Below are 24605 nucleotides of genomic sequence, written 5' to 3' on the forward strand. Positions count from 1 at the left end.
ACGCCGGAGCAACACCCGCTTCCAGGGGCGCGGGGCTGCACACCGACACGCGGCTCCGCCGCAGGGGCGCGACCAGCCCTCTCACGCGCCCGCACAGGCCGCATCACAGGACGGGCCCCCACGTGCTGCCGGCCAACACCCGGGGCCCGTACCCCCTTACGGAATGACGACGACCGGCCGCTGCGCCCGCTTCGCCAGCCTCCCGGCGACGGACCCGAAAAGCCGCCCCACGAGCCCGTGGGTGGAACCCACGACGATCGCGTCGGCGGCATACTCCCGCCCCACCTCTTCGAGTTCGTGGCAGATGTCCCCCCCACGCTCGACGAGGATCCACGGCACCTCGGCCAGATAGTCCGCACAGGCGAGCTCGAGTCCGAGCACCTCCGTGCGGTGGTCGGGGACGTCCACGAAGACCGGCGGTTCGCACCCCGCCCACACCGTGGTGGGCAGCCGGTTGGCGACGTGGACGATGATCAGGCCCGAACCGGAGCGCCGCGCCATGCCGATGGCGTACGCGAGGGCCCGTTCACTGGAGGTGGAACCGTCGAAGCCGACGACCACACCGTGCCGGAACGCGGGGTCGCAGGGATGGCGCGACTCCTCCGCCGCCAGGGGTTCGGCCGCCGTGGGATCGGCGACCGACCGCTTGCGGTCCGCGGGTTCGAAGAATTCGTGACCGGCCATGGCTGTCTCGGGGGTGTGATCCTTTGTGGGGACGACAGTGTGCGGCGGAGCTGTGTCCGGGAATTACCTTCCCGATCCCATACCCTCAAGGGTACGGCGGCACGCCTCCTGAGCCCAGGTCCCGCGCGTGCCGGCAGGCGGGTTCACCGGAGCATGCACGAGGGCCCACCCGTCACGCAATGGTTGCTGTCCCGTACAAGTGGTTTGCGCGGGGTTCACCTGCCGGTGGGAGCGAGCCGCCGCGAGGGGTCCGCCGCGGCCCCGCGGTGACCGACGGCCCGGCCGCGCGCCGGCCCCGCGAGCCGTGCTCCGGGGCACTTCGGGCCCGCTGCCGTCCGGGAGGCCGGAGCCCTCGCGGGGCCGGCGCGGGCGGGCCGGAACCGGGGTGCGGCGGCGCCGGTGGCACGGCGGCGGGGAGACACCGGTCAACTGACCGGTTTCCGCGCCCCCGTCCGTATCTTTTCAGCCAACTTCTGGCTTGTGTGAGCCCTCCGCCGCAGCCACCCCCCAACCCCCGTTCGACCTGCACGAAAAGGGTCCGCCGAGCCCTGCGCACCCTACGCGGATTGGCCACTGCGACAAGGCGCACTTCCCCACACGGCCCACGAGTGCAACGCTTCGTGATCGAATGCTTCACGCCAAGTTGCCAAGTCGACAATGCGCCGGGTGGCGAACCGGCCACCGGCGCGCGACGGGACACAGTAGATTCGATCTTGATGTCTTACGGCGGGGGACTCGTGCAGGACCGAGGGGAAACGTGCAGGAGCGACACAACCGAGGAGCCGCGACCACCGAGGGGGGCTTAGCAGTCATGAGCCACGACTCCACTGCCGCGCCGGAGACGACGGCCCGGAAACTCTCCGGGCGCCGCCGCAAGGAGATCGTCGCGGTGCTGCTGTTCAGCGGCGGCCCCATCTTCGAGAGTTCCATACCGCTGTCGGTGTTCGGGGTTGACCGCCAGGACGCCGGCGTACCGCGCTACCGCTTGCTCGTCTGCGGGGGTGAGGAGGGCCCGCTGCGGACCACGGGGGGCCTGGAACTCACCGCGCCGCATGGCCTGGAGGCGATATCCCGGGCGGGCACCGTCGTGGTGCCGGCCTGGCGTTCGATCACCTCGCCACCACCGGAGGAGGCCCTGGACGCACTGCGCCGGGCCCATGAGGAGGGCGCCCGCATCGTCGGGCTGTGCACCGGCGCCTTCGTCCTCGCGGCGGCGGGCCTGCTGGACGGCCGTCCAGCGACCACGCACTGGATGTACGCGCCGACGCTGGCGAAACGCTATCCGTCGGTGCACGTCGATCCACGGGAGCTCTTCGTGGACGACGGCGACGTGCTGACCTCCGCGGGCACGGCGGCCGGAATCGATCTGTGCCTGCACATCGTGCGCACGGACCACGGCAACGAGGCGGCCGGCGCGCTGGCCCGCCGCCTGGTGGTGCCGCCGCGCCGCAGCGGAGGCCAGGAGCGCTACCTCGACCGGTCTTTACCGGAGGAGATCGGCGCCGACCCGCTCGCCGAGGTCGTCGCCTGGGCGCTGGAGCACCTCCACGAGCAGTTCGACGTGGAGACGCTGGCGGCACGCGCGTACATGAGCCGTCGTACGTTCGACCGCCGCTTCCGCTCGCTGACCGGCAGCGCGCCGCTGCAGTGGCTGATCACGCAGCGGGTGCTCCAGGCGCAGCGCCTGCTGGAGACGTCGGACTACTCGGTGGACGAGGTCGCCGGCCGCTGCGGCTTCCGCTCGCCGGTCGCGCTGCGCGGCCACTTCCGGCGCCAGCTGGGTTCGTCCCCGGCCGCCTACCGGGCCGCGTACCGCGCGCGGCGCCCGCAGGCCGACCGGAACCAGGACGCCGAGAGCGCTCCGGGCGCCGCGGGATCCCTCCCGCCGGGCCAGCCGGGCCACGCGGGACCCCAGGCGCCGCCCGCCCTGCACCCGGACAGCCCGCTCCCGCACCAGTCCCGCCGCACGGCGGCGGCCGGCGCCGTGGGCCCGCCCGTGACGGCCTCGGCCTTCCCGGGCCAGCGCAGCGCGCCGTGAGCCGACGACGGCGAACGACGGGCCGGAGGCCATGGCCTCCGGCCCGTCCGGCGATCCGGGGCGAGGCCCGTTCAGGGCCGGAGCGGGGGCCCGGGGCGGCGGCCCCGTGACGTTCACCCCCATGCCGGGACATCACGGGAACGCGCGCTTCACCGCCCGGTTCCGCACGGCACGGCGCCCCGTAAGGTGAGACACATGAACGATCGCATGGTGTGGATCGACTGCGAGATGACCGGCCTCTCGCTGTCGGACGACGCGCTCATCGAGGTGGCCGCCCTCGTCACCGACTCCGAACTGAACGTGCTCGGCGAGGGCGTGGACATCGTTATCCGCCCGCCTGAGCGGGCCCTGGAGACGATGCCGGAGGTGGTGCGGGAGATGCACACCGCGTCCGGACTGCTCGCCGAGCTGGAGGGCGGCACGACGCTCCAGGAGGCCGAGCGGCAGGTCCTCGACTATGTGAGGGAACACGTCAAGGAGCCCGGCAAGGCGCCCCTGTGCGGCAACTCCGTCGGCACCGACCGCGGCTTCCTGCTGCGGGACATGCCGACCCTGGAGGACTACCTCCACTACCGCATCGTGGACGTGTCCAGCATCAAGGAGCTGGCCCGCCGCTGGTACCCGAGGGCGTACTACAACAGCCCCGAGAAGAACGGCAACCACCGCGCCCTCGCCGACATCCGCGAGTCCATCGCGGAGCTGCGCTACTACCGCGAGGCCGTCTTCGTACCGGAGCCCGGGCCCGACTCGGACACCGCGAAGAAGATCGCCGCGAAGCACGTCCTGCCTGCTCAGTAGGCGGATCGGGAGGCCGTGCGGGGGCGCCCCGGAAAGCCGTGCGCGAGCACCCCTTCGGACCCTGTACACTTTTTCTCGGCCGGTCGGGGAAGTCACTGACCTCAACCGACAAGGCCATGGTGGGTGTAGCTCAGCTGGTAGAGCACCTGGTTGTGGTCCAGGATGCCGCGGGTTCGAGTCCCGTCACTCACCCTCACCGTACAGCCGGTGACCTTGTTACAAGGTCACCGGCTGTACTCGTTCCCGCCACCGGGACGTCGGCGGACCGCCCTACGGTCGTCGGCGGACGGGCGCAGGGCCGTCCGCCGGCACAAGGGGAGGGCACGTGGGCGACGGTGTGCAGTGGATGGTCGGCGCGGTGACGAGTTCCGGGTGGATGCTGGACGTGCACTTCGCCCGCGGCATCGACGCCGAGGAGCTGGCGGTCCGCATGGGGGCGCGGCGCGAAGCGGCCGCCGGGCCGATGACCGACGCCGAGACGGAGGACCTCGACGTCGACGGCTACCCCGGGCGCGGGCCGGGCAGCGCCGTGGTCCGCGTCGGCGAGCACGCCGGCTGGGCGTTCGCCGTCCTCTACGGCCGCTACCACGACCGGCTGGGGGAGGTCTCGCGCGACGGCGTCGAGGCCGTCCACTACCACCACAACTCGGAGCACCCGCCCACCACCGTCCTGTACGCGCGCGACGGCCGCACCGTCTGCGGATACGGGCTGGGCGAGGAGCGCGTCCGCTGGGGCGAGGAACGCGACCGGTTCCTGCCGGACCTGGTGGCCGCCGGAATCCTGAACCCCGACGGGGACACGTACCGCGAGACCGGCGACTACGACCGCATCGAACGCAAGCGCCTCGGCCTCGCCGTCTTCGAGGAACGCCTCGGCCTCTCCCTGCCCCGCACCGTGCTCACCGAGGACCGCCTCCCCGTGTACGCGGTCGCGGGTTCACCGGCGGACGACTTCGAGGAGATCAGCTCCTGGGCCGGGGCCGACGGCAGACCACTGCCGGACCGGCGCCTGGGCCTGATCCCGGCCGGCCTGCGCAGGGACTACGAGCGGGCCACCGCCCCCCGGTGGCGGGAGCGCGGGGCACACCACCGCGTCGCCGCCCCCACCTTGCGCGCCGAGGCGGTCCTGAAGGCCCCGGGCCCCGGTACGGAACACTGAGGCGTCACGAGGAGGCGCGGCCCACCAGTTCCGTGGCCAGCACCATCTGACGCCGCTCCAGCTCCCGGGACACCGACGGACGGCGGTCGGCGACCTCCGCGAGGAGGAGGTCGATCATCGCGCGGCCCATCTCCTCTATCGGCTGGCGCACGCTGGTCAGCGGCGGGTCCATGTGGCGGGCGATGGCGGAGTCGTCGTAACCGACCAGGGCCACGTCGTCGGGGATGCGGCGGCCCGCGTCGCGCAGGGCGTGCCGGGCGCCGGCCGCGGTGACGTCCGAGGCGGCGAAGACGGCGTCCAGGTCGGGGCGGCGCTCCAGCAGGGCCGCCATCGCGCGGCGGCCGCCGTCCTCGGAGAAGTCGCCCGGTTCGACCAGCAGGTCGTCCACCTCGTGGCCCGCGTCGCGCAGGGCGTCGCGGTAGCCGTCGACGCGCCGCTGGGCGCCGTACACGTCGAGGCGGCCGGTGATGTGGGCGATGGTGCGCCGGCCCCGGCCGATGAGGTGCTCGACGGCCTGGCGGGCGCCGCCGTAGTTGTCCGAGTCCACGGAGGCGAGCGTCTCGGCGGCCGAGCGGGGGCCGCTGATCACGGCCGGGATCTCCAGCTGGGACAGCATGTCGGGCAGCGGGTCGTCGGCGTGCACCGAGACCAGCAGCACCCCGTCCACCCGGTGGGCGGCGAGGTACTCGGCGAGCCGCTGCCGTTCCCGGTCGCTGCCCGCGAAGATCAGCAGCAGCTGCATCTGGGTGTCGGAGAGCGCCGCGCCGACGCCCCGGAGCATGTCGGAGAAGTACGGTTCGGCGAAGAACCGGGTCTCCGGCTCGGGCACGACGAGGGCGATGGCGTCGGTGCGGTTGGCGGCCAGGGCGCGGGCGGCCGTGTTCGGGACGTAACCGAGCTCGGCGACCGCGGCCTCCACGGCGGCGCGGGTGGCGTCGCTCACCCGGGGCGAACCGTTGATCACCCGGGAGACCGTGCCGCGGCCGACGCCGGCGCGCGCGGCCACCTCTTCGAGGGTGGGCCGGCCGCCGCTCCGGCCCCGCGCTCCGTGGCTTGCCATCGGCTCCGCCTTCCGTCGTGTGTCACGCTGGCCTGGAATGTAACAGCCCCGCCGGTGACGGCGGCCACCGCCGGGAGGGCGGCGTGCGGACCACGGGCTTTTGGGGGGCGGATCTTCGGCGTCAAGTTAACAGGCAGATAACTGAAGGCACTTTGCCTCGTCTGTTCCCTTGACACCCCCGCCCGGACCCGCGACTCTTCAACACATCACTTGTGGGAGCGCTCCCACAGTACCTGACACATACACAACCCGCACGTTCCCCGCCCGAGCCGCAACGCGCAAGATACGGGTCCAACAAAGCCGTTGGCCGGGGGGTCGGCACGTCAGGGCAACAGGAGGACGCAATGCGAGCACGTACCCTCCCCCTCTCCCGTCAGCGGTCGGGCGGGGGGAAGCCCATCGCCCGTAAGGCGCTGGCCATCGCGGCCGTGGTGTCGCTGGGCACCGGGCTGCTGGCCGGCTGTGCCGACGACGGCGGTAGCGGCGGTGACGGATCCTCGTCCGACAGCGAGGGCAAGACCAAGATCACGCTTGGTCTGTTCGGCACCATGGGCTTCCAGGAGGCCGGTCTCTACGCCGAGTACGAGAAGCTGAACCCGGACATCAAGATCGAGCAGACCGTCATCGAGCGGAACGAGAACTACTACCCCGCGCTGCTCAACCACCTCACCACCAACAGCGGCCTGATGGACGTCCAGGCCATCGAGGTCGCCAACATCGCCGAGGTCGTCAACACCCAGGCGGACAAGTTCGCGGACATGTCCAAGGCCGAGGGCGTGAAGAAGGACGGCTGGCTGCCCTGGAAGTGGGAGCAGGCCACCAGCAAGGACGGCCAGACCATCGGTCTCGGCACCGACGTCGGCCCGATGGCCATCTGTTACCGCAAGGACCTCTTCGAGAAGGCCGGCCTGCCGACCGACCGCGAGGAGGTCGGCAAGCTGTGGGCCGGTGACTGGAAGAAGTTCATCGAGGCCGGTGAGAAGTACAAGAAGGGCGCCGGCGGGGACACCTTCTTCATGGACTCCCCCGGTGGTCTGATCAACGCCATCCTCAGCAGTGAGGAGAAGAAGTTCTACGACGAGTCCGGCGAGGTCATCTACAAGACCAACCCGGCCGTCAAGGACGCCTTCGACCTGACCGCCGAGGCCGCCGAGAAGGGCCTGGTCCAGTCGCAGACGCAGTTCCAGCCGGCCTGGGACACGACCATCGCCAACAGCAAGTTCGCCACCGTCGCCTGCCCGCCGTGGATGCTCGGCACCATCAAGGGCAAGTCCAAGCCGGACGCCGCCGGCAAGTGGGACGTGGCCGTGGCGCCCAAGTCCGGCAACTGGGGCGGCTCCTTCCTGGGCGTGCCGAAGAGCGGCAAGAACGTCGAGGAGGCGCAGAAGCTGGTGGCCTGGCTGACCGCGCCCGAGCAGCAGGCGAAGCTGTTCAAGGTGCAGGGCAGCTTCCCGAGCACCCCGGGCGCGTACGACAGCCCGGAGGTGACCGGCGCGAAGAACGAGATGACCGGTGACTCCCCGATCGGCGAGATCTTCTCCGAGGCCGCCAAGCAGATCCCGGTCCAGGTCATCGGCCCGAAGGACCAGATCATCCAGCAGGGTCTGACGGACAACGGCGTCATCCTGGTGACCAAGGGCAAGTCCGCCAAGGAGGCCTGGGAGACGGCCACCAAGACCATCGACAACAACCTGGACAAGTGACCGAGATGGCCACCCGCCCCGACACCGCCGCGCTCCCCGTCAAGGGGGGCGCGGCCCCGGGCCGTCCGTCCAAGGGCCCCGCGCCCACGGACAAGGACCAGCGACGCCGGGCCAAGCTGTCCCGGCGCTGGCAGCGCGACATGCGCTGGAGCCCGTACGCCTTCGTCTCGCCGTTCTTCCTGCTGTTCATCGCCTTCGGCCTGTTCCCGCTGATCTACACGGGCTGGGCCTCGCTGCACCAGGTGGAGCTGACCGCCCCGACCGACATGAGCTGGGTCGGGCTGAAGAACTACACCCGGATCTTCGACGACGAGTTCTTCTGGAACGCCGCGAAGAACACCCTGACCATCGGCATCATCGCGACCGTCCCGCAGCTGCTGATGGCGATGGGCATCGCCCACATCCTCAACTACAAGCTGCGCGCCTCGACCTTCTACCGGGTCGCGATGCTCGCCCCGTACGCCACCTCGATCGCCGCCGCCTCCCTGGTGTTCGTGCTGCTGTTCGGCCGTGACTACGGCATGATCAACTGGGCGCTGGACTTCGTCGGGATCGACCCGGTCGACTGGCAGGGCGAGAAGTGGCCCTCGCAGTTCGCCGTGTCGTCGATCATCATCTGGCGCTGGACCGGCTACAACGCGCTGATCTACCTGGCCGCGATGCAGGCGATCCCGCAGGACCTGTACGAGTCGGCGGCGCTGGACGGCGCCAACCGCTGGCAGCAGTTCCTTCACGTGACCCTGCCGGCGCTGCGTCCGACCATCCTGTTCACGGTGGTGGTCTCCACCATCGGCGCCAGCCAGGTCTTCGGCGAACCGCTGCTGTTCGACGCCAACAAGGGCGCGTCCGGCGGCGCGGAGCACCAGTTCCAGACGCTCGGCCTGTACCTGTACGAGCAGGGCTGGGTGAACCAGCACCTGGGCCGCGCCTCGGCGATCGCCTGGACGATGTTCATCATCCTGATCGTCATCGGCATCATCAACCAGCTCATCTCGCGCCGGCTGCGCGCCAGCAGTTAAGGAGTTGTGGCCGTGACGACGACTGTGACGCCCCCCGAGACCGCCCCCGCCAAGATGGCGAAGCGTCCGCGCCTGCCGAAGTCGGCGCGGGCCGGCGGAACGCTGCACGGCGGTCCGCTCGCGTACGCGATCCTGATCGTGTTCACGATCGTGTCGCTGTTCCCGCTGGTGTGGACCGCGATCGCCGCCTCCCGGGACAACCAGCGGCTGGCGCAGAACCCGCCGCCGTTCTGGTTCGGCTCCAACCTGTTCAAGAACCTGGAGATCGCCTGGAAGGACGCCAACCTCGGTGAGGCCTTCCTCAACACCACGATCGTGGCGGGCATTTCGGCGGTGACCATCGTCGTGCTGTCGACGATCGCCGGGTTCGCCTTCGCCAAGCTGCGCTTCAAGGGCCGCAACGCGCTGATGCTGATCGTGATCGGCACGATGATGGTGCCGCCGCAGCTCAGCATCATCCCGCTGTACATGATGGTCGCCAAGCTCGACTGGTCCGACCAGCTGCAGGCGGTCATCTTCCCGTCGCTGGTGAGCGCCTTCGGCGTGTTCTTCATGCGGCAGTACCTGCTCCAGGCGCTGCCGGACGAGGTGATCGAGGCCGCCCGGGTGGACGGCGCGAGCAGCTGGCGCGTGGTGTGGCACGTGGTGTTCCCGGCCGCGCGGCCGGCGATGGCCGTGCTGGGCATGCTGATGTTCGTGCAGACCTGGAACGACTTCCTGTGGCCGTTCCTGGTGCTGACCCAGACCGGCAACCCGACCGTGCAGGTGGCGGTGGCGGGCCTCGGTCGCGGGTACACCCCGGACCAGTCCCTGATCATGGCGGGTGCGCTGCTGGGTACGCTGCCCCTGCTGCTGGTCTTCACGATCTTCGGCAAGCAGATCGTGGGCGGCATCATGCAGGGCGCCGTCAAGGGCTGACGCCCGCTTCGCCTTCGTACCCCTGCGGGGGCCGGGTCACCGCCGCCTCGGCCCCTCCCCCTCCTTTTCGTACTCGTCGGTCTTCCACGACCTCCTATGGGAGCGCTTCCATGTCTGACTCCGCAACGCCGGCGACCCCGGTGACCTTTCCTCCCGCCTTCCTCTGGGGCGCCGCGACCTCCGCGTACCAGATCGAGGGGGCGGTGCGGGAGGACGGGCGCACGCCTTCCATCTGGGACACCTTCAGCCACACGCCCGGCAAGACCATCGGCGGCGACACCGGTGACATCGCTGTCGACCACTACCACCGCTACCGCGACGACGTGGCGCTGATGGCGGACCTGAACCTGAACGCCTACCGCTTCTCCGTCTCCTGGTCGCGGGTGCAGCCGACCGGCCGCGGCCCCGCCGTGCAGCGCGGTCTGGACTTCTACCGCAAGCTGGTCGACGAGCTGCTGGCGAAGGGCATCAAGCCGGCCGTCACCCTCTACCACTGGGACCTGCCGCAGGAGCTGGAGGACGCGGGCGGCTGGCCGGAGCGCGACACCGCGTACCGCTTCGCGGAGTACGCGCAGATCGTCGGCGAGGCGCTCGGCGACCGCGTGGAGAACTGGATCACGCTCAACGAGCCCTGGTGCAGCGCCTTCCTGGGGTACGCCTCCGGGGTGCACGCCCCCGGCCGCACCGACCCGGCGGCCGCGCTGAAGGCCGCCCACCACCTGAACCTGGCGCACGGCCTGGGCGCCAAGGCGCTGCGCTCGGTGATGCCGGCCCGCAACTCGATCGCGATCAGCCTCAACTCCTCCGTGGTCCGGCCCCTCTCGCCGAGCGACCCGGCGGACGTGGCGGCGGCGCGCAAGATCGACGACCTGTCCGGCGGCATCTTCCACGGCCCGATCATGCACGGCGCCTACCCGGAGACGCTGCTGGAGGCGACCTCGTCGCTCACCGACTGGTCGTTCGTCCTCGACGGCGACCTGGACCTGATCCACCAGCCGCTGGACGCGCTCGGCCTCAACTACTACACGCCCACCCTGGTGTCGGCGGCGGACCCGGACGCGAAGGGCCCGCGGGCCGACGGTCACGGGGCGAGCGAGCACTCGCCGTGGCCCGCCGCGGACGACGTCGCCTTCCACCAGTCGCCGGGCGAGCAGACCGAGATGGGCTGGTCCGTCGACCCGACGGGCCTGCACGAGCTGATCATGCGCTACAACCGTGAGGCGCCCGGACTGCCGATCTACATCACCGAGAACGGCGCGGCCTTCGACGACAAGCCGGACGCCGACGGCACGGTGCACGACCCGGAGCGCGTCGCCTACCTGCACGGGCACCTCTCGGCGGTGCGGCGGGCCATCGCCGACGGCGCGGACGTGCGCGGCTACTTCCTGTGGTCCCTGCTGGACAACTTCGAGTGGGCGTACGGCTACGACAAGCGCTTCGGCGCGGTGTACGTCGACTACGTGACCCAGCAGCGGACCCCGAAGTCCAGCGCCCTGTGGTACGCGCGGGCCGCGAAGTCGGGGACGCTTCCGGAGCCGGAGAACATCTGACCGACTCCGGCTCCGGAGGACGGGGGAGCGGGGGACGGGGGCGGGGCGCGGCACTCCGGGGGAGTGCCGCGCCCCGTTTTTCCACGAGCTCTCCGCGAGCGCCTCACTCGTAGGCGGCGAACGCCTTCGTGAAGGCGAACCCGTCCTGGAGGATCGAGCTGCAGGTGGGGTCGGCGGCGGGCTTGGCGCCGCCGGGGCACTGCCGGTCGCGGGCGCCGGACCACATGGACAGCCGGCCCAGGCCCTTGGACCGGGCGAAGTCCACCAGCTGGGTGGCGTCGTCGACCTCGAAGACCTCGGTGACGACGTCGTTGACGCCGATCATCGGGGTGACGGCGACCGTCTTCCAGGCGTCGGCGTCGCTCAGTGCGAGGACGCCCTTGAGCTGGGCCTGGGTGGCGGTGGCGGCCTGCTCGGCGTAGGCGCCCATGTCGTCGCTGTAGGCGGGGCCGTAGTCCATCGCCATGATGTTGACGGCGTCGATCCGTACGCCGTTCTCCTTCGCGTCGGCGAGGAGGTTCACGCCGTCCTGGGTGAGGCCCTCCGGCATCACCGGGAGGGTGAAGGAGACGTCGAGGTCCGGGTGGGCCTTCTGGAGCTTCGCGATCGCCCGGGCGCGGCGGGTGTTGGCCGCCGCGTTCGGCAGGGCGCCGCCCTCGACGTCGAAGTCGACCTTGGTGAGGTCGTAGGCGTTCACGACCTTCTCGTACGCCGCGGCCAGCGCGTCCGCCGAGGCGCAGGTGGTGCCCAGTTCGGAGCCGGCCGCGCCGCCGAAGGAGACCCGGACGTCGCCGCCCTTGGCGCGCAGCGCGCCGATCTGCCCCGCCACCGCGTTGTCGCCGAGGCCGCTGACGCCGCCCCACCTGGGGGTGCAGCCGCCGCCGTCGGTGACGAAGGCGAGGTTGTACTCCTTCACGCCGGTCGCCTCGGCGCTCGCGACCAGGTCGAAGGCGGGGAAGAGGGAGGTGTCGACGTAGGGCGCGAAACCGGCGGTGGTGCCGGTGCCGGTGCTCCCGGTGGGCCCGGCGGTCGGCTCCTCGGTGGGGGTCGGCCGGGTGGTGGGGGCGGGGGCGTCGGTGGGACGGCCGCTGGGTTCGGGGGTGGGGGCGGTGTCCGTGCCGCACGCGGCGCCGTCGGCCAGGCAGCCGGTCGGGTCGCCGTCGCCCTTGGCGACGAAGCCGACGGTGACGGACTCGCCGGCGGCCAGGCCGTCGGTGTCCCACGCCGCCGGCCGGACGGTGACGTGCCGGCCGCTGACACCGGCCTCGGCGTTCCACAGCGAGCCGAGCTCGGTGCCGGCGGGCAGGTCGAACTCCAGCTTCCAGTCCCGGTCGCGCTCGCCGCTGTCGTTGGTCACCACGTACTGGGCGGTGTAGCCGGTCGACCACTCGCTGGTCCTGGTGTACGCCGCGCCGACGCCGGCCGCCTGGGCGGTGCCGGTGAACAGGAACGCGCCGCCGCCGGCCACGGCCGCGGCGGTCGCCGCGCCGATCGCCTTGTTCCTGCCGCTGACCCTGCGCCGGTGCGTGCTCATCGCGTGCCTGCCTTCGTTGCCGTTCGAGGGGGGTGCGGCAGCACGCTAGCGAGCCGGATCCGGACAAATGCCCTGATCCGGAAGGTCGTCGGGGATCTTAGGGTGCGCTTAAGGAAGGGATCGGGACCGGTTAAAGGAGGCGGCCAGGCGGCCCGGTCCGCGACGGCGGCGCACGGACCCCCGGTGTCCGCGCCGCCGGGGCGCCCGTTCGCGTCCGTCGAGCTGGATCCAGATCCGCACCTCGGTCCCGCCGAGCACGGACGAGCCGATCCGCACGTCCCCGCCGGTCGACTCGGCGAGCCGGCGCACGATGTCCAGGCCGAGCCCGGTGGAGCCGTCGCTGCCGGAGCCCCGGCCGCGGGCCATCGCCGCCTCGGGGTCGGGTATGCCGGGGCCCGCGTCGGAGACCAGCACGATCACCGCGTCCTCGCCGTTGTGCACGTCGACCGCGAACGCGGTGCCCTCGGCGGTGTGCCGGAAGACGTTGCCGAGCAGCGCGTCGAGGGCGGCGGCCAGGTCGGTGCGGGCCACGGGTATGCGCACCGGCCGGTCGGCGCCGGCCACCCGCCACTTGCGGCCCTCGTCCTCGGCGAGCGCCGACCAGAACGCCATCCGTTCCCGCACCACTTCGGCCGCGTCGCAGCCGGCGCCGGGTCCGGCGGCGGCCGTCTGCGGCTTGGCGTCGCGGGCGGTGCGGATGATGGTGTCCACCTCCCGCTCCAGCTGCTCGACCGCCGCCCGGGTCTGCTCGGCGGCCGGGCCCTCGCCGAGGGAGGCGGCGTTGAGCCGCAGCACCGTCAGCGGGGTGCGCAGCCGGTGGGACAGGTCGGCGGCCAGCTCCCGCTCGTTGGCGAGCAGGTGGACGACCTGGTCGGCCATGGAGTTGAACGCCACGGCCGCCAGCCGCAGTTCGGTCGGCCCCTCCTCGGGCACCCGGGCTCCCAGCTTCCCCTCGCCCAGCTCGTGCGCCCCCTCGACCAGCCGCCGCGCGGGCCGCACCATCCGTACGCCCAGCCGGTCGGCGACCGCGACCGAGCCGAGGATCAGGGCGGCTCCGACCGCGGCGAGCACCGCCCAGGCCGTGCCGACGCCGTTGGTGACCTCGGACTCGGGGACGAACACCTCGACGACGGCGATCTCGCCGCTGCTCAGCGCCACCGGCTGGAGCAGGGCCGAGCCTCCGGACACGGTGGAGGTGGAGGCGCGGCCCAGTCTCCGCACGGCCGCGATGTCCTTCCCGGCGGCCCGCCGCCGCCCTATGTCGAGGGCTTCGCCGCCGTCACCGGCCGGGATGTGCACGGCCATCGCGGCGTTCGAACCGGCGGAGGCGACGACGCGTTCGAGCTGGTCGCGGTCGGTGGTGATGGACAGCGCGGGGGCGACGGCCGCCGCCTCCCGCTCGGCGTTGGAGAAGGCGCGGTCGCGGGCCGTCTCCCGGACGACCAGACCGAGCGGCACCGCGAAGGCGACCACGACCATCGCGGTCACCGCCAGCGCCACCTTCACCAGGGCCCATCTCATCGCGGCGGCTCCGTTCCGGGCGCGTGCGCGGCCGGGGGCTCCAGCTTCACGCCGACGCCCCGCAGGGTGTGCAGGTAGCGGGGCCGGGCGGCGGTCTCCCCCAGCTTCCGGCGCAGCCAGGACAGATGGACGTCGATGGTCTGGTCGTCGCCGTAGGACTGCTGCCACACCTCGGCGAGCAGCTCCTTGCGGGGGACGACCACGCCGGGGCGTCCGGCGAGGAAGGCGAGCAGGTCGAACTCGCGCCGGGTCAGGTCGAGTCGTACGCCGTCCAGTTCGGCCTGGCGGCGCAGCGGGTCGACGGTCAGGCCGCCGACCCGGATGACCGGGGAGGGCGCCGCCTCCCCTCCGCCGGACCGGGCCCGGCGCAGCACGGCCGCCATCCGGGCCGAGAGGTGCTCCACCGAGAAGGGCTTGGTCAGGTAGTCGTCCGCGCCGGCGTTCAACAGCCGTACGACCTCGGTCTCGTCGTCCCGGGCGGTGGCGACGATCACCGGTACGTCGGTGATGCCGCGCAGCATCTTCAGGGCCTCGGAGCCGTCGAGATCGGGCAGTCCGAGGTCCAGGACGACCACGTCGAAACGGTGGTGGGCGACCTCGCGCAGCGCCTCCAGCGCCGTGCCCACGCTGCGCACGGTGTGCGAGGCGTCGGTGAGCTGCCGGATGAGCGCCGAGCGTACGAACTGGTCGTCCTCGACCACGAGAACACTTGCCATGGGCGGCACCGTACGCCATCCCGGGTGGGCGGAGTACGGGCCTGTGGACAACTCCGGACGCCTCCGCAGGGGCGACACTCCTGAGGTGGATGGGGCAGTATGGGCCGACGATGCGCAGAGGACTCGTACACGTGCTGGCCTGGCTGCTCGCCACGGGCGCGGCGGTCACGCTGTCGTGGTGGGGTGTCAGCACGGTGCTGACGGGCACCGCCTACGACCCGCCCCGCGCCCTGCCCGTCGCGGCGGCCGACGCGGCCACCGAGCAGTCGGATCCGGTGTCGTCGTCGACGCGTCGGCCTTCCGGGACGGCGGGTCCGAAGGAGACCGGGGAGACGCGGAGACCGTCGGCGGAGCCCGACGGGTCGCCGTCCTCCGAGCCGGATCCGGATCCGGAGCCGGAGCCGTCCCGGCCCACCACGCCCTCGCCTTCCCCCTCCCCCTCCCTCGCCGCTCCGGCCGCCTCCGGCGAGGTGAAGAGCTACGACACCAAGGGCGGCCGTGCGGTGTTCGACCTCGGCGAGAGGTCCGCGTCGCTGGTCTCGGCGACGCCGGGGGCGGGCTGGTCGATGCAGGTGTGGAAGACGGAGACGTGGATCCGGGTGGAGTTCTCCTCGGGCGCGGACCGGGTGACGGTCTTCTGCACCTGGCACGACGGTCCGCCGCGGGTGGAGATCGGGACGTACTGAGGGTTCCGGCACGGGCGCCGTGGCCGGACGGTCCCCGATCCGTGCTCCGCGTCTGCCCCGTCAGCGGATTCACCGGCGCGAGAGGCGCCGGTCACGCGACCGCCCCGGGATCCGTACGTGTCGGCCGGCCGCCGGTCACTGGAAGACGGAGGCGGGCGGCGCCGGCGAGGCGACCGCCGAACGGTCCGTCACGGGGGCGGCCCCGCCGGTGAAGTCGAGGAGTTCCCTGCCGTGCTGGACGCGGCCCGGGTGCGGGTCGGAGGCGGCCCGGCGGGTCAGCTCGGCGATCGGCAGGGGCGCGTCGGAGGCGACCAGGACGGCGTTGCCGAAGCGTTTGCCGCGCAGCACCGCGGGGTCGGCGATCAGCGCGAGTTCGCCGAACCGGGCGGCGGCGGTGGCGATCTGGCCCCGCAGGTGCGCCAGCGGCGGCCCGTCGGCGAGGTTGGCGGCGTAGACCCCGCCGGGGGCGAGGGCCCTGCGGACGTCGTCGAGGAACTCGGTCGAGGTGAGGTGGGCGGGGGTGCGGGCCCCGCTGAAGACGTCGGCGACGACGAGTCCGGCCCAGCCGTCCGGCACCTTGGCGAGCCCTTCACGGGCGTCCACCGAACGCACCCGGATGCGGGCCCCGGCGTCCAGCGGCAGCTCCCGCCGGACCAGTCGCACCAGCGCCGCGTCCCGTTCGACGACCTGCTGGGTGGAGCGGGGGCGGGTGGCGGCGACGTACCGGGCGAGGGTGAGGGCGCCGCCGCCGAGGTGCACGGCCCGCAGGGGCTTGCCGGGCGGGGCGACGAGGTCGACGACATGGCCGAACCGGCGCTGGTACTCGAAGGAGAGGTGTGCCGGGTCGTCGAGGTCGACGTGCGACTGCGGCGCGTCGTCGATCAGCAGCGTCCAGGCCCGCGCCCGCTCCCGGTCCGGAACGAGCCGGGCGAGCCCTCCGTCGACCGGCTCGACGACGGCCTCGACGGCTGCCTGGTGACGCCCGCTGTTCCTGGTCCTTCCCATTCCCCCATGTTTCCAGACCCTCCGGCCCCGCTCTCAGCCCCTCCGGCGTTCGAGGAGCGGGGGTCCGGGGGCGGAGTCCCCGAGGGAGGGGGACGGGCGAGGGCGGCGGGGGCGCGCCCCGTCCCCGTACCCGGATCTCACGCACACCCGTCCGCGGCCTCGATCATCCGCTGGGCCTCGTCCAGCGCCTCCCGCAGCACCGCGGGATCCGTCGCCGGCTCCGCCTCCCCCGGCGGCAGCAGCCAGTCCGCCCCCTCCGCGGGAAGCTCCGGCACCGGTCTCAGCCCGCGGCCGTCCGTCTCCGTACAGACGCTGCCCGGCACGTCCCAGGCCGCGGCGGTCCCCGGCGGCACCAGGAAGCCGAGGGTGTCGCACCCGTGGTCGTGCAGCACCGGCCCCACCGCGTCCGCGCCGCCGCGCCGCAGGATGTCGACCGCCTCCAGCCCCTGCCGCGCCGGAACCGTGACCACGTCGCACTCCGTGTTCGGCAGCTCCAACGGATCCCTGCTCCGCCTGGTCGTCATCCCGGCCTCCAACGCGCACATCGGGCCCCCGGTCCACAGGGCTCAACGACCCGGGACGTCAACGGCTACGCCGAAAGTCCGCCGCAAAGGATGGCAGTTCATGGCAGATCGCGGATGACATATCCGGATTGTTGCCAAACTCCGCGTAGTGACTCCGTCACAACAGGTACGTTCTAGCCCGCCGGAAACAGGGCGCCACACGGACAAACGTCCCTGATTCCGGCATGGTTCGACGGTTCGCAGAGAGGACCCGGCCATGGCGTCGTCAACGGTGCCCTCGTCACAGCCCCCCCGGCCCCCGCGGCCGAACCTCGCCTTCCGGCATCTGCGCGGACCGCGCTCGCCGGCCGAGTTCGCCGCGGCGGTCCGGCGGGCCGCCCGCGAGATCGGCGAGCGGGTCAGCTGTGACGCGCGGTACGTGCACCGAGTGGAGGCGGGCGAGATCCGCTGCCCGAACTACGCCTATGAACGGGTGTTCCTGCACATGTTCCCCGGCCGCACGCTGACCGACCTGGGCTTCGCGCCCCGCTCGGCGGTGCGCGGGCGCGGAACCCGGGCCGCCGGGGACACGTCCCCGGCCCCCACCGGGAACCCGGCGAACGCCACGACTGAGAACAGCGGGGCGTACGAGCCGTATGAGACGCACGACCGGTACGACACGTACGACACGCACGACCACGAGGAGAGCGACGTGCTGCGTCGCGCATTCATGACCGGCGGGGGCGCCACGGTGGCCACCGCCTCGCTGAGCCCGTACGGGTTCGCCCCGGACGCGTCGGCGGCGCAGCGCGCCGTGCGCCGCGCGGGGGCGAGCGACGCGGGCGCCCTGGAGGATGCCGTCCGCCACATCCGGCTGCTGGACGACCGGCACGGGGCGGACGGGCTGTACCGCCGCGCGGCGGCCCCCCTGCGCGCCGCCTACGCGCTGCTGGACGCGGGGACGACCCGGCAGCGGACCGCGGACCGGTTGTACTCGGGCGCCGGTGAGCTGGCCATCTCGGTGGGCTGGCTGGCGCACGACTCGGGCCGTTTCGACGACGCGCGCTCCCACTACGCGGAGGCGCTGGCGACCGCGCGGATGGCCGGGGATCCGGGGGTGGAGGCGCACGCCTTCTGCAACACGGCGTTCCTCGCGCGGGACGCGGGCCGGCCCCGGGAGGCGGTGCGGGCGGCCCAGGCCGCGCAGCGGGCCGCGCGGCCGCTCGGCTCCGCGCGGCTGATGTCGCTGCTGGCGCTGCGGGAGGCGGGCGGCTGGGCGGGGCTCGCCGACCGCACGGGCTGCGAGCAGGCGCTGGTCCGGGCGGGGACCTACTTCGAGCGCGGGACCTCGGAGGCGGATCCGGAGTGGATGAGCTTCTACGGGGAGGCCGAACTGGAGGGCCTGGAGGCGCAGTGCTGGTCGACGCTGGGCGACTGGCCGCGGGCGGCGCGGCACGCACGGCGGGCGGCGGAGCTCCAGCACCCGCACTTCACCCGGAACATCGCGCTGTACACGGCGGAGCTGGCGGACGACCTGGCCCGCGGGGGCCTGCCCGACGAGGCGGCCGAGGCCGGGATGCGGGTACTGGACCTGCTGAACGAGGTCCAGTCGTCCCGGGTCCGGACGATGCTGGCGGGCACGTCCCGCGTCCTCCTCCCCCACCGGCGCGCCTCCGGCGTATCAGCCTTCCTGGACCGCCACGACTCCCTGCCCCGCACGGTCTGAAGACCGCACAACCGCGGGCAGTCGTGCCGCAGGGCGGCACGGGTGGGCGCGGCCGGCACCCCGCAAGCGCCGGGCCGCGCGACCCACCCCCGGCCCGCACCCACGCGCGGCGCACCACGAACACCGGGCCGCGCGCCCGGCGCCCGGCGCCCGAACATCAGGCCGCCAGATGCCCCGTCTCGTTCCACGACTCCATGGCCGGCTCGCCGTACGCCCACCCCAGCACCGACAGGGACGTCGGGTTCAACCGGATACGGGCGGCGAAATCGATCGGCAGCCCCAGCCACCGCGCACCGATCGAGCGCAGCACATGCCCGTGCGCGAAGACCAGCACGTCACGGTCGGCGGACCGGGCCCAGGCCACCACCTCGTCCGCGCGGGCCGTCACCTCGGCCAGGGACTCCCCCTCGGGGACCCCGTCCCGCCAGATCAGCCACCCGGGCCGGACCGCCTGTATCTCGGCCGGCGTCATGCCCTCGTACGCCCCGTAGTCCCACTCCATGAGCGTGTCCCAGACCTCCGCCCGCTCACCGAACCCGGCCAGCTCGCAGGTCTCCCGCGCGCGCACCAGCGGGCTGGTGCGCACCTCGACGCCGGGCAGCCCCTCGTACGGCGCCCGGTGCAGGCGCTCGCCGAGCAGCTTGGCGCCCCGTCGGCCCTCCTCCAGGAGAGGCACATCGGTCCTGCCGGTGTGCTTGCCGGACAACGACCACTCGGTCTGTCCGTGCCGGGCCAGCAGGATGCGCGGTGCCATGGGAGACCTTCCGGGTGAGAATTCGCAGGCGGGACTCCCCCATCATCGCGCACCCCGGCCGCGGGCAACCCGACGGGCGGTCCCGACGTCTCTCAGGGCCGAGGGCATGTCACGGGGTACGCGCGCACACCGTAGAGTGGCTGGCCGCTGAACGGAGCACCGCGCGAAAACAAAGGGGGAGCGATCGGATGCCGCACACCGAGACACCGGGGACCGAGGCTGCCCCGGCGACCCGGCTGCGCTGGTGGACGGAGCTGCCGCTCATCCTCCTGGTGTACGCCTGCTACTCGGCGGGCCGGCTGGTCGTCCGGGGCGACGTCTCCGACGCCGTCGACCACGGGCTGGCGATCCTGCGCATCGAGAAGGCGCTGTACCTCAACGCAGAGCACCCGCTGAACCGTCTCTTCACCCGTGAGCCGTGGCTCGGCATACCCGCCGACTTCTGGTACGCGTCGCTGCACTACCTGGTGACCCCGGCGATCCTGGTCTGGCTGTTCCGCTCCCGCGCGGTGCACTACCGCGCCGCCCGCACCTGGCTGATGACGTCCACCTTCATCGGCCTGATCGGCTTCACCCTGCTGCCCACCTGCCCGCCCCGGCTGCTCGACGCGAGCCACGGCTTCGTGGACACGATGGCGCACTACAGCGCGTACGGCTGGTGGGGCGGCGAGGCGAGCGCCCCGCGCGGGCTCGGCGGGATGACCAACCAGTACGCGGCGATGCCGAGCCTGCACGTGGGCTGGGCGCTGTGGTGCGGAGTGATCCTCTGGCGGTACGGGCGCACGCGCCTGACGAGGACGGCCGCCGTCGTCTACCCGCTGGTGACCACGATCGTGGTGATGGGCACCGCGAACCACTACTTCCTCGACGCGGCGGCGGGCGCCGCCGTCATGGGCGCCGGCCTGCTGCTGGCCCCCGCCGTGATGCGGTTGGCGGACCGCGCGAAGACCCGTTTCCCGCCCCGCTCCTCGGTCGTCCCGGCGGACTCCTCCGCCACCGGTTCCCCGATTGTCAGTGCCGGATGCCAGACTTCCGCGGGTGAGCGAATTCCACGGCAGCGGCACCCCGAGCCGGGGTACGGACCAGGAACCGAACCGGGTGCCTCCCCCTCGGACGCGGGAGAAGGCGCTCCGGCACCGGCTCGCTGAGCTGCGCGGGCCGGAGGTCGAGGCCAAGGCGCTGGACGCGCGCGCCCTGGCCGCCCTCGCCGCCAACCCGGGCTGCAGACGGCGCGCGATCCTCGACGGCGCCGGGGTGGACAAGGCGGTGCTGGCGGACGCGTTGGGTTCGCCGTCGGTCTTCGGCCAGTCCCAGTTCGCGTTCGTGCGGGGCAACGCGTTCGAGGCGAAGGTCAAGGCGGACGGCGGTACGGAACTGCTGCGCCTCGCCCACGAGAAGCTGGACCGCGGAGCCGAACCGCCCGCCGGCGCGCGCGTTCCCGACCTCACCGCCCAGGGCCCGCGGGGCCGCACGGCCCGCACGGAACTGGCGCTGCGCGAGGCCGCCGAGGCGCCCGGCGCCTGGACGCTGCTCGACCACCCCATGCTCGCGCTCGACGTCGCGGGCTCCCCCGCCTTCCTGGAGCCGGACGCGGTGGTGGTGCACCCGGACGGCAGTTGGACGGTCGTGGAGATCAAGTCCTTCCCGATGCTGGACGGCGCCGCGGACCCGGCGAAGGTCGGCGCGGCGGCGCGCCAGTCGGCGGTGTACGTGCTGGCCCTGGAGCAGGTCGCCGCGCGGCTGGATTCGGCCCCGCGCGTGCGCCACCGGATCCTGCTGGTGTGCCCGAAGGACTTCTCCAACCTGCCCACCGCGTCCGCCGTGGACGTGCGCAGGCAGCGTGCGGTGACCGCCCGTCAGCTGGAGCGGCTCACCCGCATCGAGGAGATCGCCGACGCGCTCCCCGAGGGCACGTGCTTCTCGCCGAAGCTGCCCGCCGAGCGGCTGACCGAGGCCGTGGAGTCGGTCCCGGCGACCTACGCGCCGGAGTGCCTGTCCGCGTGCGAGCTGGCCTTCCACTGCCGGGACCGTGCCCGCGCGCAGGACGTGGTGACCCGTCTGGGCCGTCCGGTACGGGCGGAGCTGGGCGGTCTGACGACGATCGGGGAGGTGCTGGCGGCGGCCCGCGGGGAGGCCGGCGACCCCGACGACCCGGCGGTGGCGGCACTGCGCAGGGCGGCGGCCCTGCGCGCGGAGGCGCTGGGAACGGCCGCCCCGGAGGTGGCCCCTTGTCGCTGATCGCCACCCTCGCCCGCCTCGAGGCCGTCAGCACCGGCCGCGCCCAGCCGGCCGCCACCGTTCGGCACCGGCACCTCTCCGAACGCCCCCTGGTCCTCGTCCCGCTCATCACCGCCGGTGAGGCGGGGGCCCCGCTCGGCGCGCTGGTGGGCACCGACCGGGACGCGCCGCGGCTGCTGGTGGTGCCGCAGCCGCGCGACCGCGATCTGCGGTTCGCGTTCCTGGCCGAGCTGGCCGACGTGGTGCTGCCGTACGTCGACGGTTTCGCGGACGTCGTGGAGGCCGCCGAGCGCTCCGAGACCGACCCGGAGACCGGCAAGCGGGTCAAGGTCGAGGTCGAACTGTGCGCGGACGCGCCCCAGCTGATCGTGCCGTCCCGGGCCGGCGTCGACCTGGTACGGCTGCTCGGGCGGTCCATGCGGTTCCGGCGCACGGCGGAGCAGGACCCGGAGGCCCCGTTCCCGGCGCCGCCCCGGGTGCCGCTGCTGGGGCGGTGGCTGACGCACTTCGGGGAGCGGGCCCGGGTGCCCGGCTCCTCGCTGCTGCTGGCCATGACCGACGTACTGGCGCGGCACTGGGCGACCGGGCAGTCCACGCTGGAGGACCAGCACCTGGGGGCGCTGCTCGCCTGGATCGACCCGCCGGAGGGGCGCTCGGGGGCAAAGGCCGCGCAGGAGGCCGAGCTGGCGCGGGACGCCGACGGCCAGTTGGTGTGCCCGCCCGCGGGCCCGGCGACCGACCCGGCGTTCGACAACAAGCTGCTCGCCCCCGCGATCGAGCGCTACGACCGGGCCCGCGGCGCGCTCGCGGCGGCGGAGGACGGCCTGGAGGCCGACGAGCGCCTCGGCGCGCTGACCGCGGCCGAACGGGAGATCCGCGCACTGGTGGAGAGCCGTACGCGGCCCACCTGGGACGCGGTGTGGCGAGGGCTCGACCTGCTGCGGAAACTCCCGGAGGGCGCGCGCGTCGAGGAGCGGTGGACGCGCGACCGCTGGTCGTTCACCGGTCACCGGGACCGCGTCCTGGCCGGTGAGCCGCCGCAGCCGCGCCGCGACGACGCGGTGACCGCGGCGAACAAGCTCGCCGTGCGCGAGCGGGAGCAGGCCCGTCTCGAGGCGCAGGAGGCGCTCGACGACCCGCTGGTGATGGCGGCCCGGCGGCTGTCCGGGGAGGCGTTCGCGGGCGAGGTGGTCGACGTGGTGATGGCGTACAGCGAGAGCAGGCGCCCGAGCCCGCGCCCGCTGGTCACCGTGCGCACCGACGACCGCCCGCACCTCGGCGAGCGGGTGCGGGCGTACCGCTCGCTGGGCGGGAAGCCGCAGACGGCGGAGTTCGTGGGCTACGAGGAGGGGCCGGAGGACGGTCTCCTCGTCCTGCGCGTCATGGACAGGATGGGCCGCGGCAAGGAGCCGGAGGAAGGCTCCGTGCCGGAGAAGGGCGACCGCGTGTGCTTCACGCTGTTCGAGCACGAACCGCGCGGCGGCGCGAAGCTGCCCGACCCGGAGGAGACCCCGTGGACCCACGGCGGTCCGCCCGGCGAGGAGGCCGTACCGGAGCCCGCCGACCCGGTGACCGAGGAGGACGTGCTGTGACCGCCCCTGCCCGGCAGGCCGTGTTCGACCCCGGCGCGGCGGCCGCCCGCGCCACCGACGCGATCCTCCGCGACACCCTGCGGGGCGCCGCGCGCGGTGTCGTCGTCGACTCCCCGCCCGGCGCCGGCAAGTCCACGCTGGTGGTGCGGGCGGCGCTGGAGCTGGCGGAGGCGGGCCGCCCCCTGATGGTGGTGGCGCAGACCAACGCACAGGTCGACGACCTGGTCCTCCGCCTCGCCGAGAAGAACCCCGACCTGCCGGTGGGACGGCTGCACAGCAGCGACACCGACCCGTACGACAAGGCGCTGGACTCGCTGGAGAACGTCCGCACGTCGGCGAAGGCCGCCGATCTCGCCGGTCTGGCCGTGGTGATCTCCACGGCGGCGAAGTGGGCGCACGTCAAGGGCGTCGAGCCGTGGGAGCACGCGATCGTCGACGAGGCGTACCAGATGCGCTCGGACGCGCTGCTCGCGGTGGCCAACCTGTTCGAGCGGGCCCTGTTCGTGGGCGACCCGGGCCAGTTGGACCCGTTCTCCATCGTGGGCGGCGAGCAGTGGGCGGGCCTGTCGTACGACCCGTCGGCGTCGGCGGTGACCACCCTGCTCGCCCACAACCCCGAACTGCCGCAGCACCGCCTGCCGGTGTCCTGGCGGCTCCCGGCGTCGGCGGCCCCCCTGGTCTCCGACGCCTTCTACCCGTACACCCCGTTCCGCAGCGGCACGGACCACGGCGACCGCGGGCTCGCCTTCTCCGTCCCGCCGGACGGTTCGGCCCCGGACCGGGTGATCGACGAGGCGGCGGAGTCCGGTTGGGGCCTCCTGGAGCTCCCCGCCCGGCACACCCCGCGCACGGACCCGGAGGCGGTGCGCGCGGTCGCGCTGGTGGTCCGCCGTCTGCTGGACCGGGGCGGAGCGGCGACCTCCGAACGCTCCCCGGACCCCACTCCCCTCACCGCCGACCGCATCGCCGTGGGCACCGCCCACCGCGACCAGGCGGCGGCGATCCGGGCGGCCCTCACGGAACTGGGCGTGCCGGACGTCACCGTCGACACCGCGAACCGGCTCCAGGGCCGCGAGTACGACGTCACGGTCGTCCTGCACCCCCTCTCCGGCCGCCCCGACGCCACCGCCTTCCACCTGGAGACGGGCCGCCTGTGCGTCCTCGCCTCCCGCCACCGCCACGCCTGCATCGTGGTCTGCCGCGAGGGGGTGACCGACCTCCTGGACGACTACCCGTCCACGGAACCCGTCCAGTTGGGCACGCTGGTGAAGTTCCCGGACGGCTGGGAGGCGAACCACGCGGTCCTGGCACACCTGGCGGAACACCGGGTGGCCTGGCGGCCCGAGGTGCGGTGACGTGACGTTTCGACGGTGCCCCGGGGCCGGCTTCGTTCGTCTCCGG

Annotated in this window: 21 protein-coding genes and 1 tRNA gene; 14 read left to right on the forward strand and 8 right to left on the reverse strand. The window is 73.1% G+C overall.

Annotation, left to right across the window (positions count from 1 at the left end; all coding sequences use genetic code 11):
* Positions 1 to 156: 156 nt before the first annotated feature.
* On the reverse strand, positions 157 to 684 hold the full coding sequence (locus tag ADK41_RS03650; RefSeq protein WP_030825127.1) for a universal stress protein: 528 nt from the start codon (positions 682 to 684) through the stop codon (positions 157 to 159).
* A gap of 811 nt (positions 685 to 1495) precedes the next feature.
* On the opposite strand from ADK41_RS03650, the gene ADK41_RS03655 reads away from it, so the two are divergent.
* The 4 genes from ADK41_RS03655 to ADK41_RS03670 all read left to right on the forward strand — a co-directional run bounded on the left by ADK41_RS03655 (position 1496) and on the right by ADK41_RS03670 (position 4679).
* Entirely contained in the window at positions 1496 to 2722 is a 1227-nt protein-coding gene (locus tag ADK41_RS03655) for a helix-turn-helix domain-containing protein (RefSeq protein ID WP_030825129.1), read from the forward strand.
* Positions 2723 to 2917: 195 nt separating this feature from the next.
* The gene (gene orn, locus ADK41_RS03660; RefSeq protein ID WP_030825133.1) at positions 2918 to 3520 is read left to right on the forward strand and encodes an oligoribonuclease; all 603 of its coding nucleotides are present in this window, start codon (positions 2918 to 2920) and stop codon (positions 3518 to 3520) included.
* A 119-nt stretch (positions 3521 to 3639) separates the two neighbouring features.
* Positions 3640 to 3712: transfer RNA gene (locus ADK41_RS03665), tRNA-His, on the forward strand.
* A gap of 133 nt (positions 3713 to 3845) precedes the next feature.
* On the forward strand, positions 3846 to 4679 hold the full coding sequence (locus ADK41_RS03670; RefSeq protein ID WP_234318723.1) for a hypothetical protein: 834 nt from the start codon (positions 3846 to 3848) through the stop codon (positions 4677 to 4679).
* A gap of 4 nt (positions 4680 to 4683) precedes the next feature.
* On the opposite strand, the gene ADK41_RS03675 is transcribed toward ADK41_RS03670, so the two are convergent.
* Positions 4684 to 5739: a LacI family DNA-binding transcriptional regulator gene (locus tag ADK41_RS03675; protein WP_030825137.1), complete on the reverse strand. Its 1056-nt coding sequence runs from the start codon at positions 5737 to 5739 to the stop codon at positions 4684 to 4686.
* 344 nt (positions 5740 to 6083) lie between these two features.
* On the opposite strand from ADK41_RS03675, the gene ADK41_RS03680 reads away from it, so the two are divergent.
* The 4 genes from ADK41_RS03680 (at position 6084) to ADK41_RS03695 (ending at position 10929) form a co-directional block, all read left to right on the forward strand.
* Complete coding sequence (locus tag ADK41_RS03680) at positions 6084 to 7442, forward strand: ABC transporter substrate-binding protein (protein WP_030825140.1); 1359 nt, start codon at positions 6084 to 6086, stop codon at positions 7440 to 7442.
* A 5-nt stretch (positions 7443 to 7447) separates the two neighbouring features.
* Positions 7448 to 8461, forward strand: coding sequence for a carbohydrate ABC transporter permease (locus ADK41_RS03685; RefSeq protein ID WP_030825142.1), 1014 nt, complete (start codon positions 7448 to 7450; stop codon positions 8459 to 8461).
* Between the two features lie 12 nt (positions 8462 to 8473).
* Positions 8474 to 9379 (forward strand): carbohydrate ABC transporter permease, encoded by a 906-nt coding sequence (locus tag ADK41_RS03690; RefSeq protein WP_030825145.1) that lies wholly within the window; start codon positions 8474 to 8476, stop codon positions 9377 to 9379.
* A 110-nt stretch (positions 9380 to 9489) separates the two neighbouring features.
* A complete protein-coding gene (locus ADK41_RS03695; RefSeq protein WP_030825149.1) occupies positions 9490 to 10929 on the forward strand; it encodes a GH1 family beta-glucosidase in 1440 nt (479 codons plus the stop codon).
* A gap of 103 nt (positions 10930 to 11032) precedes the next feature.
* Here ADK41_RS03695 and ADK41_RS03700 read toward each other — a convergent pair whose 3' ends face one another.
* The 3 genes from ADK41_RS03700 to ADK41_RS03710 all read right to left on the reverse strand — a co-directional run bounded on the left by ADK41_RS03700 (position 11033) and on the right by ADK41_RS03710 (position 14700).
* Positions 11033 to 12463 (reverse strand): glycoside hydrolase family 18 protein, encoded by a 1431-nt coding sequence (locus tag ADK41_RS03700; protein ID WP_030825152.1) that lies wholly within the window; start codon positions 12461 to 12463, stop codon positions 11033 to 11035.
* Between the two features lie 108 nt (positions 12464 to 12571).
* Positions 12572 to 13984, reverse strand: a complete 1413-nt coding sequence (locus ADK41_RS03705; protein WP_030825154.1) for a sensor histidine kinase — start codon at positions 13982 to 13984, stop codon at positions 12572 to 12574.
* A complete protein-coding gene (locus tag ADK41_RS03710) occupies positions 13981 to 14700 on the reverse strand; it encodes a response regulator transcription factor (protein WP_030825157.1) in 720 nt (239 codons plus the stop codon). The genes ADK41_RS03705 and ADK41_RS03710 overlap by 4 nt, the downstream gene beginning before the upstream one ends.
* A 110-nt stretch (positions 14701 to 14810) precedes the next feature.
* Between ADK41_RS03710 and ADK41_RS03715 the strand changes: the two genes are divergently transcribed.
* Positions 14811 to 15386, forward strand: a complete 576-nt coding sequence (locus ADK41_RS03715; protein ID WP_030825160.1) for a hypothetical protein — start codon at positions 14811 to 14813, stop codon at positions 15384 to 15386.
* Positions 15387 to 15521: 135 nt separating this feature from the next.
* Here ADK41_RS03715 and ADK41_RS03720 read toward each other — a convergent pair whose 3' ends face one another.
* Both ADK41_RS03720 and ADK41_RS03725 read right to left on the reverse strand, forming a co-directional pair.
* On the reverse strand, positions 15522 to 16391 hold the full coding sequence (locus ADK41_RS03720) for a spermidine synthase (RefSeq protein WP_030825165.1): 870 nt from the start codon (positions 16389 to 16391) through the stop codon (positions 15522 to 15524).
* Between the two features lie 137 nt (positions 16392 to 16528).
* Positions 16529 to 16915, reverse strand: a complete 387-nt coding sequence (locus ADK41_RS03725) for a hypothetical protein (RefSeq protein ID WP_030825168.1) — start codon at positions 16913 to 16915, stop codon at positions 16529 to 16531.
* A gap of 256 nt (positions 16916 to 17171) precedes the next feature.
* On the opposite strand from ADK41_RS03725, the gene ADK41_RS03730 reads away from it, so the two are divergent.
* The gene (locus ADK41_RS03730; RefSeq protein WP_030825171.1) at positions 17172 to 18620 is read left to right on the forward strand and encodes a hypothetical protein; all 1449 of its coding nucleotides are present in this window, start codon (positions 17172 to 17174) and stop codon (positions 18618 to 18620) included.
* A gap of 157 nt (positions 18621 to 18777) precedes the next feature.
* Here ADK41_RS03730 and ADK41_RS03735 read toward each other — a convergent pair whose 3' ends face one another.
* Positions 18778 to 19374 carry a histidine phosphatase family protein gene (locus ADK41_RS03735; RefSeq protein ID WP_030825174.1) on the reverse strand — a complete coding sequence of 199 codons (597 nt, stop codon included), beginning with the start codon at positions 19372 to 19374 and terminating at the stop codon, positions 18778 to 18780.
* A 188-nt stretch (positions 19375 to 19562) separates the two neighbouring features.
* On the opposite strand from ADK41_RS03735, the gene ADK41_RS03740 reads away from it, so the two are divergent.
* The 4 genes from ADK41_RS03740 to ADK41_RS03755 are packed head-to-tail and all read left to right on the forward strand — an operon-like array spanning position 19563 to position 24559.
* Positions 19563 to 20522 (forward strand): phosphatase PAP2 family protein, encoded by a 960-nt coding sequence (locus ADK41_RS03740; protein WP_030825177.1) that lies wholly within the window; start codon positions 19563 to 19565, stop codon positions 20520 to 20522.
* Entirely contained in the window at positions 20473 to 21612 is a 1140-nt protein-coding gene (locus ADK41_RS03745; protein WP_030825180.1) for a hypothetical protein, read from the forward strand. The genes ADK41_RS03740 and ADK41_RS03745 overlap by 50 nt, the downstream gene beginning before the upstream one ends.
* Positions 21603 to 23204, forward strand: a complete 1602-nt coding sequence (locus ADK41_RS03750; RefSeq protein ID WP_030825183.1) for a hypothetical protein — start codon at positions 21603 to 21605, stop codon at positions 23202 to 23204. Before ADK41_RS03745 ends, ADK41_RS03750 begins: the two co-directional genes overlap by 10 nt.
* The gene (locus tag ADK41_RS03755; protein WP_030825187.1) at positions 23201 to 24559 is read left to right on the forward strand and encodes an AAA domain-containing protein; all 1359 of its coding nucleotides are present in this window, start codon (positions 23201 to 23203) and stop codon (positions 24557 to 24559) included. Before ADK41_RS03750 ends, ADK41_RS03755 begins: the two co-directional genes overlap by 4 nt.
* Positions 24560 to 24605 lie beyond the last annotated feature (46 nt).

It is taken from the genome of Streptomyces caelestis (assembly GCF_001279005.1).
Taxonomy (GTDB): Bacteria; Actinomycetota; Actinomycetes; order Streptomycetales; family Streptomycetaceae; genus Streptomyces; species Streptomyces heliomycini.

What these genes read in the sequence shown, in the direction of transcription:
- ADK41_RS03720 (WP_030825165.1), bottom strand. Translation starts at nt 16,391, where the DNA reads ATGGGAAGGACCAGGAACAGCGGGCGTCACCAGGCAGCCGTCGAGGCC.
- ADK41_RS03710 (WP_030825157.1), bottom strand. Translation starts at nt 14,700, where the DNA reads ATGGCAAGTGTTCTCGTGGTCGAGGACGACCAGTTCGTACGCTCGGCG.
- ADK41_RS03695 (WP_030825149.1), top strand. Translation starts at nt 9,490, where the DNA reads ATGTCTGACTCCGCAACGCCGGCGACCCCGGTGACCTTTCCTCCCGCC.
- orn (WP_030825133.1), top strand. Translation starts at nt 2,918, where the DNA reads ATGAACGATCGCATGGTGTGGATCGACTGCGAGATGACCGGCCTCTCG.
- ADK41_RS03740 (WP_030825177.1), top strand. Translation starts at nt 19,563, where the DNA reads ATGCCGCACACCGAGACACCGGGGACCGAGGCTGCCCCGGCGACCCGG.
- ADK41_RS03680 (WP_030825140.1), top strand. Translation starts at nt 6,084, where the DNA reads ATGCGAGCACGTACCCTCCCCCTCTCCCGTCAGCGGTCGGGCGGGGGG.
- ADK41_RS03705 (WP_030825154.1), bottom strand. Translation starts at nt 13,984, where the DNA reads ATGAGATGGGCCCTGGTGAAGGTGGCGCTGGCGGTGACCGCGATGGTC.
- ADK41_RS03730 (WP_030825171.1), top strand. Translation starts at nt 17,172, where the DNA reads ATGGCGTCGTCAACGGTGCCCTCGTCACAGCCCCCCCGGCCCCCGCGG.
- ADK41_RS03650 (WP_030825127.1), bottom strand. Translation starts at nt 684, where the DNA reads ATGGCCGGTCACGAATTCTTCGAACCCGCGGACCGCAAGCGGTCGGTC.
- ADK41_RS03735 (WP_030825174.1), bottom strand. Translation starts at nt 19,374, where the DNA reads ATGGCACCGCGCATCCTGCTGGCCCGGCACGGACAGACCGAGTGGTCG.
- ADK41_RS03675 (WP_030825137.1), bottom strand. Translation starts at nt 5,739, where the DNA reads ATGGCAAGCCACGGAGCGCGGGGCCGGAGCGGCGGCCGGCCCACCCTC.
- ADK41_RS03685 (WP_030825142.1), top strand. Translation starts at nt 7,448, where the DNA reads ATGGCCACCCGCCCCGACACCGCCGCGCTCCCCGTCAAGGGGGGCGCG.
- ADK41_RS03700 (WP_030825152.1), bottom strand. Translation starts at nt 12,463, where the DNA reads ATGAGCACGCACCGGCGCAGGGTCAGCGGCAGGAACAAGGCGATCGGC.
- ADK41_RS03725 (WP_030825168.1), bottom strand. Translation starts at nt 16,915, where the DNA reads ATGACGACCAGGCGGAGCAGGGATCCGTTGGAGCTGCCGAACACGGAG.
- ADK41_RS03715 (WP_030825160.1), top strand. Translation starts at nt 14,811, where the DNA reads ATGCGCAGAGGACTCGTACACGTGCTGGCCTGGCTGCTCGCCACGGGC.
- ADK41_RS03655 (WP_030825129.1), top strand. Translation starts at nt 1,496, where the DNA reads ATGAGCCACGACTCCACTGCCGCGCCGGAGACGACGGCCCGGAAACTC.